General features: G+C 46.5%; 9 protein-coding genes, 1 tRNA gene and 3 CRISPR repeat arrays. Of the genes, 6 read left to right on the top strand and 4 right to left on the bottom strand.

The window, feature by feature from the left end; translation table 11 throughout:
* The first annotated feature begins 3 nt into the window (after nucleotides 1-3).
* The 4 genes from nuoE to nuoH are packed head-to-tail and all read left to right on the top strand — an operon-like array spanning nucleotide 4 to nucleotide 5,419.
* A complete protein-coding gene (gene nuoE / locus B9N78_RS08670) occupies nucleotides 4-504 on the top strand; it encodes an NADH-quinone oxidoreductase subunit NuoE (RefSeq protein WP_085101377.1) in 501 nt (166 codons plus the stop codon).
* Nucleotides 505-508: 4 nt separating this feature from the next.
* Complete coding sequence (locus B9N78_RS08665) at nucleotides 509-1,870, top strand: complex I 51 kDa subunit family protein (RefSeq protein WP_085101375.1); 1,362 nt, start codon at nucleotides 509-511, stop codon at nucleotides 1,868-1,870.
* A 2-nt stretch (nucleotides 1,871-1,872) separates the two neighbouring features.
* Nucleotides 1,873-4,428, top strand: a complete 2,556-nt coding sequence (gene nuoG, locus B9N78_RS08660) for an NADH-quinone oxidoreductase subunit NuoG (RefSeq protein WP_085101373.1) — start codon at nucleotides 1,873-1,875, stop codon at nucleotides 4,426-4,428.
* Between the two features lies 1 nt (nucleotide 4,429).
* A complete protein-coding gene (gene nuoH, locus B9N78_RS08655; RefSeq protein WP_085101371.1) occupies nucleotides 4,430-5,419 on the top strand; it encodes an NADH-quinone oxidoreductase subunit NuoH in 990 nt (329 codons plus the stop codon).
* A gap of 89 nt (nucleotides 5,420-5,508) precedes the next feature.
* Here nuoH and B9N78_RS08650 read toward each other — a convergent pair whose 3' ends face one another.
* Entirely contained in the window at nucleotides 5,509-5,886 is a 378-nt protein-coding gene (locus B9N78_RS08650) for an IS3 family transposase (RefSeq protein ID WP_137982518.1), read from the bottom strand.
* A 261-nt stretch (nucleotides 5,887-6,147) separates the two neighbouring features.
* A CRISPR array of direct repeats spans nucleotides 6,148-6,537; the repeat unit is 36 nt; unit sequence GTCATAACCCATACCGATATGGATCTCTCTTTTGAG.
* 380 nt (nucleotides 6,538-6,917) lie between these two features.
* On the opposite strand from B9N78_RS08650, the gene B9N78_RS08645 reads away from it, so the two are divergent.
* Nucleotides 6,918-8,048: an AAA family ATPase gene (locus B9N78_RS08645; RefSeq protein ID WP_085101367.1), complete on the top strand. Its 1,131-nt coding sequence runs from the start codon at nucleotides 6,918-6,920 to the stop codon at nucleotides 8,046-8,048.
* Between the two features lie 70 nt (nucleotides 8,049-8,118).
* Nucleotides 8,119-8,509: direct repeats of the CRISPR family, unit length 36 nt; unit sequence GTCATAACCCATACCGATATGGATCTCTCTTTTGAG.
* 240 nt (nucleotides 8,510-8,749) lie between these two features.
* Here the strand turns inward: B9N78_RS08645 and cas1 are convergent.
* From cas1 to B9N78_RS08630, 3 genes are all read right to left on the bottom strand, one after another.
* On the bottom strand, nucleotides 8,750-11,374 hold the full coding sequence (gene cas1 / locus B9N78_RS08640; RefSeq protein WP_085101365.1) for a CRISPR-associated endonuclease Cas1: 2,625 nt from the start codon (nucleotides 11,372-11,374) through the stop codon (nucleotides 8,750-8,752).
* A gap of 5 nt (nucleotides 11,375-11,379) precedes the next feature.
* Nucleotides 11,380-11,658 carry a CRISPR-associated endonuclease Cas2 gene (gene cas2 / locus B9N78_RS08635; protein ID WP_085101363.1) on the bottom strand — a complete coding sequence of 93 codons (279 nt, stop codon included), beginning with the start codon at nucleotides 11,656-11,658 and terminating at the stop codon, nucleotides 11,380-11,382.
* 115 nt (nucleotides 11,659-11,773) lie between these two features.
* Nucleotides 11,774-12,090: direct repeats of the CRISPR family, unit length 36 nt; unit sequence GTCATAACCCATACCGATATGGATACCTCTTTTGAG.
* Nucleotides 12,091-12,559: 469 nt separating this feature from the next.
* Nucleotides 12,560-12,646 (bottom strand) — tRNA-Leu (locus B9N78_RS08630).
* Nucleotides 12,647-12,861: 215 nt separating this feature from the next.
* Between B9N78_RS08630 and B9N78_RS08625 the strand changes: the two genes are divergently transcribed.
* The gene (locus tag B9N78_RS08625; RefSeq protein ID WP_085101361.1) at nucleotides 12,862-13,545 is read left to right on the top strand and encodes a DUF554 domain-containing protein; all 684 of its coding nucleotides are present in this window, start codon (nucleotides 12,862-12,864) and stop codon (nucleotides 13,543-13,545) included.
* The last annotated feature ends 12 nt before the right edge of the window (nucleotides 13,546-13,557 follow it).

The following is a 13,557-nucleotide window of genomic DNA, read 5'->3' as shown; positions in this document are numbered from 1 at the left end:
GAAATGCTGCCACAAGAATTGGAAACCACCATACAGGACCTTGTCAAAAACGCTGAACATGTCGAGGAGAAACTCATCGACATCATCTTCCTTCTCCAGCGTCACTACAGCTATTTTTCCGACGAAGCCATGGCTCACGCAGCGAGGCTGACGGGAAAGACACTGGTAGAACTTGAAGAACTGGCCACCTTCTACGACTTCATCTACCGAGAACCTCTGGGGCGGTTCGTGATTCATGTCTGTGACGGTGTTACCTGCTGGATGCATCACGAAAACGGACTGTTCGACTATCTCTGCCGCAAACTTAGTGTCAAGCTTGGGGAGACCACTGAAGACGGATTATTCACTATTTTACCTACAGCCTGTCTAGGCAACTGCCACAACGCTCCGGCCATGCTCATCAACGGAAAACACTACGGCAGATTGACGCCTGAGAAAGTAGACTGCATTCTGGACGAACTACGGGAAAATCACGACACAATAGAACTCAGCGTATGCAGGTAATCCTATGAGTGAACAGGTTCTCTTAAAAAATCGACGCGCTGACTGCCGCCCCGCCGGATTTGACGAATACCGGGCGAACGGCGGATACAAAGCACTTGAAAAAGCTGTCCTGACCATGAGCCCTGACGAAGTCATCAAGATTGTCTCGGATTCCGGGCTACGCGGGCGCGGCGGTGCAGGTTTCCCCACAGGGCGCAAATGGAGCTTTGTACACAAGGACGCGCCTCATCCACGCTATATCCAATGCAACACAGATGAAATGGAACCAGGCACTTTCAAGGATCGCATCTTGGTCAATACCGATCCTCATTTGGTCATCGAAGGCATTCTTATGGCCGGTTACGCTATACAGGCAGACCACGGCGTTTTTTTCATCCGTCCATCCTACGATTCGGACGCAAAACTCCTTGAGCAAGAGCTGAAGGTTGCCCGCGAAGCGAACCTGCTTGGCAAAAACATCCTCGGCACCGATTTTTCTTTTGACATTCAGGTTCACCGTAGCGCCGGAAGGTACATTTGCGGCGAAAGTTCTGCTCAGGCAAATGCCATCATGGGTAAACGCCCCAACCCTGACAAAACAACGCACATGACCGATTCTGGTTTGTGGAATCACCCGACTGTAGTCAACAACGTGGAAACTCTGGCCTCCACACCTTTTATCGTCAAAAACGGTGTGGACTGGTTCAAATCCCTTGCGGCCTCGCCGACAGGTGACGGCACCAAACTTTACTGCGTCAGCGGTGAGGTGGTAGCCCCCGGCTGTTTCGAGTTGCCGTGCGGAACCCGCCTAGGCGATATTATCTTCGAATCTGCCGGAGGCATGCTTCCCGGAGCCGAGTTTAAAACATGTCTGCCGGGCGGCACTTCCACCAGCTTCGTACCTAAACGACTCCTGAACACAGCCATGGACTTTGATTCCATGAAAAAAGAGGGACTCTCCCTAGGCACGGGCAGTGTTATAGTCTTCGATCACAACACCTGTCTGGTGCAGGCCACCATCAATATTATGACCTACTTTTCTCGTGAATCCTGCGGCTGGTGCACTCCGTGCAGAGAGGGTATTCCCTACATGCGCCACATCCTGCAACGCATTGAGCAAGGCGACGCAGGAGAAAGCGACCTCGAACTTCTGGAACAGATAGCAGGCGGATTAGCCAACGCTTATTGCGGATTTGCCCCGGGTGCTGCCACACCGGTCAAAGGACTGCTCACGCATTTCCGCGACGAGGTGCGCGAACATCTGGACGGAAGAGGCTGCCCCTTCAAAGCCAATACAAACAAGCCCGGCGACTGGCGAAAACTTGACCGCAGCGAAGCTACACCAAGAACAGCCGGACAAAACGACATGCTCGGCGAGGGGAAATAATAATGCCCAAACTGATCATCGATGGACAGGAAGTGGAGGTCGAACCCGGGACAAAGGTTATTGACGCGGCCGAACGGCTCGGCATCATGATTCCACGCTTCTGCTATCTCAAATCACTCGGGGCGGTGGGGGCCTGCCGCATGTGCGCGGTAAAATTTCTGAAAGGCAACAAAAAAGATTTAGATATGAGTTGCATGGTCGAAGCGCGGGACGGCATGATAATCTCCACCGACCACCCCGACGCTGTAGCTTTCAGAGCTCAAGTCATAGAATGGCTCATGCTCAGTCATCCACATGACTGCCCCGTTTGTGATGAGGGAGGGCATTGCCTGCTTCAGGATATGACCGTGTCAGGCGGACATGGACGGCGCAACTTCCGCGGGCTCAAACGAACCTATAAAAATCAGTATCTCGGCCACCTCATAGAACATGAAATGAACCGCTGCATCCACTGCTACCGCTGTGTCAGATTCTATCGTGAATATGCAGGCGGGACGGACTTCGGCACCTTCGGCATCGCCGGGCGGGTAACCTACCAACGATTCGAACCCGGCAGCTTGGAAAGCCCGTTCAGTGGTAATCTCGGCGAAATATGTCCCACCGGAACCCTCACAGACAAACCGGCCAGATACCGTGCCAGACGCTGGGATCTGGAGCGCAAACCTTCTATCTGCGCCCACTGTTCACTGGGCTGCAACACCCTTCCAGCCGTACATTACCGTGAAGTTTTACGCGTGGAAAACCGCTACAACGAAAATATCAACGGCGATTTCCTGTGCGACCGGGGCCGCTACGGATTCGAATATGCTTCCCTTACCGAACGTCCCAGACAGACGAGAGTAAAGGGAACACCGACCACGCCGGAACACGGAGCCGAAGAAACAATCAAGCGGATACGAGAGATACTTGAGCAGCACGGACCTCAGTCCGTTGGCATTCACGTTTCCTCCCGCTGCACTTTGGAGGACATGCTGACTGCCGAAGAACTGGCCGCAAACCTCAAACTGTCCGGACCCAGTTTTTTTATGACCGAGGAAGAACGGATAGCCTGCCTTGAAGCGGCTTCCCTGCTCGGTACAGATATCAGTCGGTCCCTGCGACAGGTGCGCGAGGCCGATATGGTGCTGATATTGGGATCAGATCCGCTACATGAGGGGCCCATGGCGGCCTTGGCCGTGCGTCAGGCGGCCCGTACCGGAGCAATTATAGGAGTGCTCGATCCACGACCAGTGAATCTTCTCTGCGAAACCATACACCTGCCGTTAACACGGCATCAACTCCCGGCGGCCATTGATGCGTTATTGGACAAGGCTTTCCCGGAAACCGAATTTCAGGGCGAACCATCCGTTTTCCGGCAGGAACTGCGGGAATTGGCCAGTTCTGAGACCGACAAACTTACTTCTTTAGCCGAACCTCTGGCAAACATTGCTGCGGCGCTGGCCTCAGCTCGTCGTCCGGTGCTGATCTGTTCCGCAGACACCATGCCCACCGGCTGGCTTTCACTTGTAGCCGGAGTAACCCGTCTACTTCGAGAAACTGGAAGTGAAAATAGAATGGATGCCGGAATGTTCTGCATACTTCCCAAAGCAAATTCTATGGGAGCTGGGATTCTTGGCGCAAAAAATTCCACCAGTCTTCAAAATTTTTTAACTCCTATGGACAACGCGCAACCCATCAAGGGACTGATCTGTATCGGGGATGATCCATTGACGGAATTTCCCGCTGAGCAATGGATCGCCGAATGTTTCGGTAAACTGGATCTGCTGGTCTGCATGGATTGCATAGACTCGGCCACTTGGAAAAAGGCTGATATAGCTATCCCGCAGAGTACTCTTTTCGAAACAGGCGGCTGCCTGATTAATAACGAGGGGCGGCTGCAACGTGCGATGCCGGTCTTTGCGGGCGGCACCCCGGTAACGCAGACAGGAAAAGGTTCTCACCCACCGAGGAATACCGACGCACCACTTACGGGCAACGGGCCGCAAAATGCCGGTCATTGGTTAAAGCTGTTGATGCAAAAAACAGATAAATCCGAGCACCACTCCCATGCAGCCCTACGCTCTGCCATGGACCAAGCAACGTCCGCAGAGAGCTTCAACATGCTTCCTGATGTACCTGTTTCACCTTTTCCTTCTCTTGAATCACTGGCCAGTTTCATTGAAAAAAATGACGGGAATAAATCTGGAGAAATATTGGTCACGGCCAGTACATTCGGTTCTGACAGGCTAGCTAACGAAGGACCGCTCGGAGAAAAATTACTGAATGCGCCTGTCCTGTGGCTCCATCCGGACGAAACAGCAAGGCTGGGAATTGAGGAAGGACAGACTGTACTTGTCCCGTTAAGTCAGGGCCTAGCCAGCGTGAAACTACAAGAGAGCATGGACATGGCCCACCGCACAGCCGTCCTGTCCAAAACTCCTGAATCCGGCTGGCAAAATGTAGGAGGACTGGCGGCTCCATTTAACATCGAACACCTATGGCGTGAACAAGCCGACGAGGAAACAAAGGCTGCCGCCGATATCGATCCGGACAACAGCTGTCCGAACGGGAGAGTATAAAATGGGTACGGACTTCCTGCTTGGTCTGATTGTGCTGATCATCAAAAGCGCGGTAGTACTTCTGGTGGTATTGACTCTTGCCGCCTATCTTGTGCTTTTCGAGCGCAAGTTGCTGGGACGCATGCAACTGCGCTACGGGCCCAATCGCGTCGGGCCGTACGGATTGTTCCAGCTCGCGGCGGATGGGGTAAAATTACTTCTCAAGGAAGACCTTGTGCCTGACGGAGCAGATAAATTACTATTTCTGATCGCTCCCGGAATTCTGACCTTCACGACTCTGACGGTCTTTGCGCTGATTCCCTTTGGCGGAGAAATCCATCTCTTCGGGCATACTGTTCCGCTGGTCATAGGTGACACGGATATCGGTGTGCTCATCTTTTTAGCTCTTTCTTCTATCGGAGTATACAGCGTGGCCCTAGGCGGCTGGGCCTCAAACAATAAATTTTCCCTCATCGGAGCTGTGCGCGGAGTTGCGCAGATGATCAGCTACGAACTGCCCCTGTCCTTGTCTCTGGTTCCCATATTCATGCTGGCAGGTTCACTGAGCCTTGTAGACATCGTGGACGCGCAGAAGGGCTACCCGTTCATCCTTGTCCAGCCCGTGGCCGCCCTGATATTTTTTATATGCGGTCTAGCCGAATCCAAGCGAATTCCATTCGACATCCCGGAAGGTGAAAACGAACTTCAGGCCGGATTTCATACTGAATACAGCGGCATGCGGTTCGCCCTGTTCTTTCTGGGAGAGTATATAAACATGCTGCTGCTGGGCGCGCTCATGGCCGTCTTCTTTCTGGGAGGCTGGCATGGTCCTTGGCTTCCCGGTCCGGTCTGGCTGCTGCTCAAAACAGCCATCATCCCCTTCCTGCTGGTATGGACCAGAGGCACCTTGCCAAGGCTGCGCTACGACCAACTTATGCACTTTTGCTGGAAGGTGCTCATGCCTCTGGCACTGGTCAATATAATCATCACCGGAGCCGTCATGGCCGCCTAGGGAGAAGCAATTTAATGAACTGCTCTATAGATGACGGACAGCCCGTTTTAGGTTAGGCAGCTATTTTTTGTTTACGGTAATATTCTTGTTCAAACTGTTCCGGTGAAACATAAGCGATAGATGTACGTTATATCCGAAACCCATTTCTGGTTTGGCTCGAGAGCCGTAAAGTTACGAGAAAGAACATTTGGAATGACACTTTTAACTTTAGCTGTTTTCGGGTAGCGATGTCTGCGGATCGTTTTAGATTTCAATCCTTCGGCAGCAAGTAGGGGGCTTACGGTTTCAGCACAGCAATAAAGACCTGTATTTTCAAGCACATCATGGTGCACTTTTCGATACCCATACATCTTCCCACTGTCCAAATAAGACTGACGTGCAGCCTCAATAATTATTTCCTGTCGTTTCTCTTGCTTACTCGTAGATCTCTTTTTCCAGTCGTAATAGCCGCTTCTACTGACTGACAATACTTTGCACAAAGAAACCAAAGGGTAGAGTCCTTCATGAAAGGCTATCCAAGCGTACTTTAGAGGGACTCTTTTGCGAAGTACGCCGCTGCCTTTTTTAGGATTTCATTTTCAATGCGAAGACGGGCATTTTCCTCGCGTACTTTTTTCATTTCATCGGAAGCAGAAATTTTTTGAAATTGAGGTGGAACATCCTTTAATTTGCCATATTTTTTAGACCATTGCCGGATTGACCACGAACTGCGTAGCTATACGCAAAAAGTCATAACCCATACCGATATGGATCTCTCTTTTGAGGCTGAAACTGCCGCTATTAATAGAGCTGGTGAAAGTCAGAACCCATACCGATATGGATCTCTCTTTTGAGAAATATGAATGTAAATTAAAGTTTAATGAAAAGAAGTCATAACCCATACCGATATGGATCTCTCTTTTGAGAATTCAAATGGATTTATGTGGATTCTCTCACTGAGGTCATAACCCATACCGATATGGATCTCTCTTTTGAGAAGTTGGAGTTACTTTTGAATTAGTATTTAGATATGTCATAACCCATACCGATATGGATCTCTCTTTTGAGTTTGCTTGGCAATGGCGGCGGTAGTTTTTTACGAAGTCATAACCCATACCGATATGGATCTCTCTTTTGAGAGGATGGTTTTATTCTACCCCATTTCCAGATAGTTGCAAAGCCGTTTTCAGCTACGTCTGCAAAGTGAGCACTTTTCCACACCCTTTTTCAGGACGTAGCAAAACGTTTTAGGTTTTGATTTTTTTAGCACGCCATTTCAATGAGTTGCATGATGGCAAAAATCGTTAAAAATACTTTTCCACAGCAAAAACAGCTCAAAAAAGTTGAGAACGCACTCAGTTTTTTACAGCTGCAAAAAACCAAATGATTTCAGCATCTCAAACCCCAAATATCCGCTACGGAAAATTTTAAGCGGCCTACTACCTTTAACTATTGTATTACGATAATTTCTTTACAATAGTTTTGACTATTCCTTTACAATAATTTAATAACAATAGTTATGAAAAACCCATTCCATACAGACACACTGGAGCCGGACCAGCCTTTCTGCAATCGCGTGGCTGAATTGAGCGAATTGGCAAGCCATGCCGGAAACGGCATGAACGTTGTTATCTTTGCTCCCAGACGTTATGGTAAAACATCCCTTGTCCGGCGCGTGCAGCACCAGCTTCGCACCGACGGGATTTGTGTTATCTACGCTCAGTTTATGCGACTTGTATCCGTGGAAGACTTAGTGCATCGGCTGGCCAAAGCCATCATCAGCGGACTTCACGAACATGAATCGCTGCTGGAAAAAGGAAAGAGATGGCTTGGATTATTCCCATCTATCCAAACCAGTTTTACCATAGACCCCGCAACCGGATTGCCATCGGTTGAAATCCAGATGACCAAACGTCAGGTAGATCCAATGGTGGCCCTAGAGAACATATTAGAAGAGGTCGGAAAATTCCTTGAAAAAGAAACTTTTCAAGTTTGTATAGCTCTGGATGAATTTCAAGATATCGTGGACATCAAAGAGCCCCGAGTTGAAGCCCTGCTTCGTGAGCACATTCAGCGGCACAAAGCATCCTACATATTCTTAGGAAGCCGTCGCCGTATACTGCTGGATATTTTCAACAACAGGGGCAGGCCTTTTTATCAAAGCGCAACAATGATGGAGCTTGAACCGCTTCCAGAAAAGGAATGCATTGATTTTATCATGAGCCAGTTCGAGCAGTCCGGCAAACAATGCCCGGAAGACGTTGCCCTTGCTGTATCTCAGAGGGTTGAATGTTATCCGTACTATCTTCAAGCTCTGGCTTACCGAGTATTTGAATTATGCGAAAAAGAATGTTCGATAGAAGACGTTGCAAAAGCATCTGAAGCTCTCATAGCTAATGAACGCTACGGATATCAGGCTATCATCCAAGGGATCAGTACCGGACAATTAAAACTACTGCGCGGAATTGCAGAAGAGGAGAAAGCGTCACTAACCTCAAACGATTTTATGCAAGCCCACAACCTAACTCTCGGCGGAGTTCAGTCAGCCCGCAAATATCTTAGTGAGCAAGATCTCATTGAAAAGAGCAAAGACGGCCAGTGGAACATAGTAGACCCAATTTTCCGAATATGGCTGCTTAACGCCTTTTAATTTAATACAAAGCTTTATTGCACCACACAAAAAAACCGCAGCTCCGATTGGAGTTGCGGTTTTTCTTTTTGCAAGGATTCATACCGATATGGATCTCTCTTTTGAGTGACAGAAAGAACTTCCCCTACTCCCTACTCATTTGGGTCATAACCCATACCGATATGGATCTCTCTTTTGAGCTGATCAAGAATTCAGTGATATTGTCAATATTTGGTCATAACCCATACCGATATGGATCTCTCTTTTGAGTTTAATAACTAGTGTTATTACCTTAAATCCAACAGTCATAACCCATACCGATATGGATCTCTCTTTTGAGATGTGACCAATTTCCCAGAGAAAGTATTGATATAAGTCATAACCCATACCGATATGGATCTCTCTTTTGAGTCTGATAGCGAATTAGTATTGAGGACAAATTATTGGTCATAACCCATACCGATATGGATCTCTCTTTTGAGAGGATGGTTTTATTCTACCCCATTTCCAGCTACTTGCAAAGCCGTTTTCAGCTACGTCTGCAAAGTGAGCACTTTTCCACATCCTTTTTCGGGACGTAGCAAAACGTTTTGGGTTTTGAAAATTTTGACATGCTATTTCGGCCAGTTACAATATCACAAAAATTGCCTGAAAAAGTTCTCCACAGCAAAAGCGGTTAAAAAAAGTTGAGGTACCACTCAGTTTTTTACACCTGTATAAAATCAAATAATTTCAACTTCTCCCATAACCAAATTCCTTTCTCCGCTACGGAAAAATTTCAATTTATCCCGTCCCATAACCCAGCTTTGCAGGTTCTGAACCTGCGCATCCAGCAACTGTGCAAATGTTCCGGATTCTGTTGCTATGCGGATGCACATTTCCCTTTCAAAATGCTCAAGAATCTTACCCATACTGCTACCGATCAGTTTAAATTTTGTAGCAGTAACGGCTTCAAAATCCTTAGAAGTTATGATGTTTTTATTAAGCAACCGTAATGTAAAACGGTCCATTCTGGCCCGGAAAGGTTCCTGCAAATCGGCAACCAGAGATTCATAGTCATTTTTGTTGCTATGCAAAATGCCAAGATACGGATTCAATCCTCTCACCCGCAGCAGAGAGTTTATGCGGTTGAACAACAGGGTGTAGCAAAAATCCAGCAGTGCGTTGAGTTGGTCAGGCTTTGAACGGGGAACTCTCTCCTGACTGCACATGGAACTATCCAGAATAAAAGAATTGAAAATTGAAAAACACAATTTCGCGGCATTACCCTCAACTCCCATCAGACTACCTTTACTTAAAGCAGTATGAACAGCCTGTTCCGCATGTTCAAGTTTGTGTAATAAATTATCCGGCAGATCACGGGTGGAAAGCCACTGAATGTAATTATTGATCTTCGCGCTTACCAGAGCTTTGGCGGCGTCCTCCCTTTTCGCCTCACCAACGGATTCATAACGGGACATGTGAGTGCCGGATGTAATATGGTACTGCCGGGAATCTGGGTAGAGAGTATTTATATAATGACCTGATGGAGTACAAAAAGTAATAGGAATCTTTTCATAGCTGCACTTCTGAATCAGCTTGGTCGAGACCGCGCTGTTTCCATAAACGACAATTTCATTGGTACGGGCAAACGGAATACGCGCAATGACAATTCCGTCTTTCCTGATTGCCAGACAGTCAATATCCACACCCAGTGAAGCAAAATGATTGCACACGTAAACTGTTCTTTTAAGCTGTGCCTGTTCGATGCTTTCCCATGCAAGATCACTGTCCAGATCAATCCCGAAAAATTTAAATCCCGGGTCAATATTGCTGATGCGGGTCTTTTCCGCCTTAAGCCGCAAACCGAGCGGTTCAAGTACTGTACACATATCCTCAAACGCCTTGCTACACTCTTCTTCACTGCGGGCTAAAACGATAAAGTCATCTGCGTATCGGATAAAACGATACCCGAGTTCATCCATACGCTCATCAACACTGTCCAGATAAAGATTCGAAAGCAACGGAGAAAGAGAACTGCCCTGCACCAGACCTTTTGTGTTTTGTCCCTCTTCATCAATCAGACCAGAATTAATGCACGACTCCAGAGCTTTAACGATCATTCTATCAGCTTGCGGCAGGACATTCCTGAGCTTGAGGATCATGGTCGGTCGGTCTATTTCATCAAAAAAGGAATCAATATCCGATTCAAACACATAGCGGCATCCCTCGCGAATAGCTTGCTGAATCATTCTCTTTGCATCATCACGGGAACGCCCTTTCCTGAAACCTATAGAAGAGTGTTCGAACATGCGATCCATTACAGGCGAAAGAAGCTGGTGCAACAATTTCTGGGTCAGCGTATCCTCCGGTGAACATGTCCCAATGACCCTGCTTCCACCATAAGGTTTACGCATCTCAAAAGGTACTGCCGGTGAACATGAAAATTTTCCACTTAAAAGACGATCACGCATTTCAAATACAGCTTTTTCTATCGATCCGTAATCCCGCTCAAGCTCAGCTGAAAAATCACTGTCCCTGTTAATTCTGGAAGCAGCAACACCAAGTGCGTAATCATTTTTCAAAAGCACATCAAAATATGGCTCGGCAGTTTTCAACTCATAATATCCCTGTCCCGTAGCTACCCTCCGCCCTGCGTGGATACGTGAACAAATCAGAAGCAGGGGCATAATCTTTGTCAAATTACCTTTTAAATATAAAGGTCCGGTCATACCGTTAAGATACTGCGTCCCCCTGCTGCTCTGAGACTTATGCCCGTATTGCTCGTAACTCCAAAAGTATGGATGGACAGTAATGCCTTCCAGAAATTCATCACTAAGCTTTAGATCCAGATCAAAAAAAGTATTGGCCCGCCTACAGAATGCATCAAAAAATTTCCATTTTCCAACCATCCAGCGACGCTTGCTGTCAGTCGGTTTAAACGGAAATGGAGTCACAAAATCAAGGCACACTTCCGCCGGAGAACCGGAACAGTCCGGCTCAGCAAGATCGGCCAACGTTTCGTGTCTGATATCACCGGCACAACTCAATTCAAAATTATTAGCAGGCTCGGAAAGATGATCTGAAAGACCTTGAAGAAAGCAATTTATCTGATCTGGCGTGGCGAACGGGAAAATAAATTCCAACTCATACCGTAAACCTTTACTGATCCGGCAGCCGAAAGGTTTATCGACCGGATGAAAACAATATTGCAGCCCGCGCAGACCAGCCCGCCCGAGGGCGAACTTGAAAATAGCATCCAGAACAAAGAGCGGATGCTGCTTTGCAAAAGTATTGCGGGTATTAGTCAGGGATATTTGAACGCAGTACCAACTGAGAGAAGAGAGGGAACTTAGATCTGTTGTCATATTTATTAGATAACGAAGGCGTAATTTTCATTAAAACGAGGCGGGGCATTGCCGATATCCTTGGGCTTATGGCTACCCACAAGATAGATAGAAATAAATCCGGTTTCTACTTCAAGATTCTCAAGTTTTGATATGAGTTTCCTTTTCAGACGAGTATTTAAATCACATTCAAAAACGCTCTCCTGAACCCGGAAACCAAATCCCTCAAGCACCTTAGAAACCTTATAGCGTTCCTTATCACAAGAAATATCGTAAGCAATGAGGTGGCGTGTGATTTTACTCATAAGACAAATTTGCCCTCAACACTTCGTTGCGTCAAGAGCAAATTTAATTTTCTGCCATACCGATATGGATCTCTCTTTTGAGTTGTTAAACCCTACGCAACCGACATGAATTGCGGTCATAACCCATACCGATATGGATACCTCTTTTGAGTTGTTGGGGTTACAGGAAGGCTCCTCTGAAAGTGGTCATAACCCATACCGATATGGATACCTCTTTTGAGGAAATCGGGCGGGATGCGACTATCCAAGTAGGGCAGTCATAACCCATACCGATATGGATACCTCTTTTGAGAGTGGTGCAATTGTATTTGATAAGAATATCCTCAGTCATAACCCATACCGATATGGATACCTCTTTTGAGTTTAACACTCCGCCACTTCCCGTTGGGATTGGGGGTCATAACCCATACCGATATGGATACCTCTTTTGAGAGGATGATTTTTATCTACCCTATTTCCAGCTACTTGCAAAGCCGTTTTCAGCTACGTCCGAAAAGTGAACACTTTTCCACACCCTTTTTCAGGACGTAGCAAAACGTTTTGGGTTTTAAACTTTTTAACACGTTATTTCGACGTGTTGCAAAATTACAAAAATCGCCTGAAAATTTTTCCACAGGATATATTGCAAAATAAAGTTGAGGATGCACTCAGTTTTTTTTACAGCTAATATAGACGACGCATTGAATTCAAAAAAATTGATAGACCAATTATGATTTCCAACAAAACGTAACTAAGATGTTCATTGAATAAGAATGATAGCAAAGGTTTAATACAAGATGTGCAAAATAGAACTACAGCCAATATAATTAAAAATTCAAATAAAAGCGGGAGAAAAGCGGGAGAGATTTCACTCATAACAAAAAAGGGTTTACAGCTGATTGCTGTAAACCCTTGATTTATCTGGTACCGGGAGAGAGACTTGAACTCTCATGGCGTTGCCACCGGCGGATTTTGAGTCCGCTGCGTCTACCAATTCCGCCATCCCGGCATGTCGAGAGACAGTTAATATTAGATGAACAAGAAACTGTCAAGAATATTTAATACACGGGCCACATCTTTTTAACCGTTTAATATCCTTTTACTCTTCACGCCGTAGACTAAACCGACCGCCCTTTTTTTTGATCATTCTCATATTGTAAACCTAAATGCTTAGTGATAATCGTATCGATCTACATATATAATATTACCATTGTGAGATTCTTCATGATTCCAATCGGCTCGCTCGTCAACGCTGCCGCCATTATCGGCGGATCACTTATCGGAGTCATGCTCCACAGCAGATTTCCTGAACGTATCAGGCAGATTGTTTTCCAAGGGCTGGGCCTCAGCACCATGGTTATAGGTATGCAGATGGCCCTCAAAGTTCAGGACATTCTTATTCTCATATTCAGCATCTTAATCGGCGGAATAATTGGAGAATTACTTAAGCTTGATACTCTTTTTGAACGGCTTGCCAGTAAACTTAAAAAAATGACCGGATCAACCGACGCAGGATTCATTGACGGTCTTATCACTGCGTCTCTTATTTTCTGCATCGGGGCGATGGCTATCATAGGCTCCTTTGAAGAAGGAATAAAAGGCAATACCACCATAGTTTTCACAAAATCAATTCTCGACGGCTTTGCGTCCATTGCTCTGGCCTCGACTTATGGAATAGGAGTTCTTTTCGCTTTTATTCCGGTTCTTCTTTATCAAGGGGCGCTGACAATTTTTGCAAACTCGTTTCAAGAATGGTTTTCGCCAATGATGATTGCGCAGCTTACGGCTACAGGCGGAGTTCTAATAATCGGCATCAGCATGATTCTGCTTGATGTTAAAAAAATCAACTTGTCGAACCTGCTCCCTTCTCTTGGAATAGTCATTTTACTCACTGCTTATTTTAAATAATTCTATCTCTTA

The sequence above is a fragment of the Desulfovibrio gilichinskyi genome, assembly GCF_900177375.1.
GTDB classification, from domain to species: Bacteria; Desulfobacterota; Desulfovibrionia; order Desulfovibrionales; family Desulfovibrionaceae; genus Maridesulfovibrio; species Maridesulfovibrio gilichinskyi.
This window is presented reverse-complemented; position numbering and strand designations above follow the sequence as displayed.

What these genes read in the sequence shown, in the direction of transcription:
- nuoE (WP_085101377.1), top strand. Translation starts at nt 4, where the DNA reads ATGCTGCCACAAGAATTGGAAACCACCATACAGGACCTTGTCAAAAAC.
- B9N78_RS08665 (WP_085101375.1), top strand. Translation starts at nt 509, where the DNA reads ATGAGTGAACAGGTTCTCTTAAAAAATCGACGCGCTGACTGCCGCCCC.
- nuoG (WP_085101373.1), top strand. Translation starts at nt 1,873, where the DNA reads ATGCCCAAACTGATCATCGATGGACAGGAAGTGGAGGTCGAACCCGGG.
- nuoH (WP_085101371.1), top strand. Translation starts at nt 4,430, where the DNA reads ATGGGTACGGACTTCCTGCTTGGTCTGATTGTGCTGATCATCAAAAGC.
- B9N78_RS08645 (WP_085101367.1), top strand. Translation starts at nt 6,918, where the DNA reads ATGAAAAACCCATTCCATACAGACACACTGGAGCCGGACCAGCCTTTC.
- cas1 (WP_085101365.1), bottom strand. Translation starts at nt 11,374, where the DNA reads ATGACAACAGATCTAAGTTCCCTCTCTTCTCTCAGTTGGTACTGCGTT.
- cas2 (WP_085101363.1), bottom strand. Translation starts at nt 11,658, where the DNA reads ATGAGTAAAATCACACGCCACCTCATTGCTTACGATATTTCTTGTGAT.
- B9N78_RS08625 (WP_085101361.1), top strand. Translation starts at nt 12,862, where the DNA reads ATGATTCCAATCGGCTCGCTCGTCAACGCTGCCGCCATTATCGGCGGA.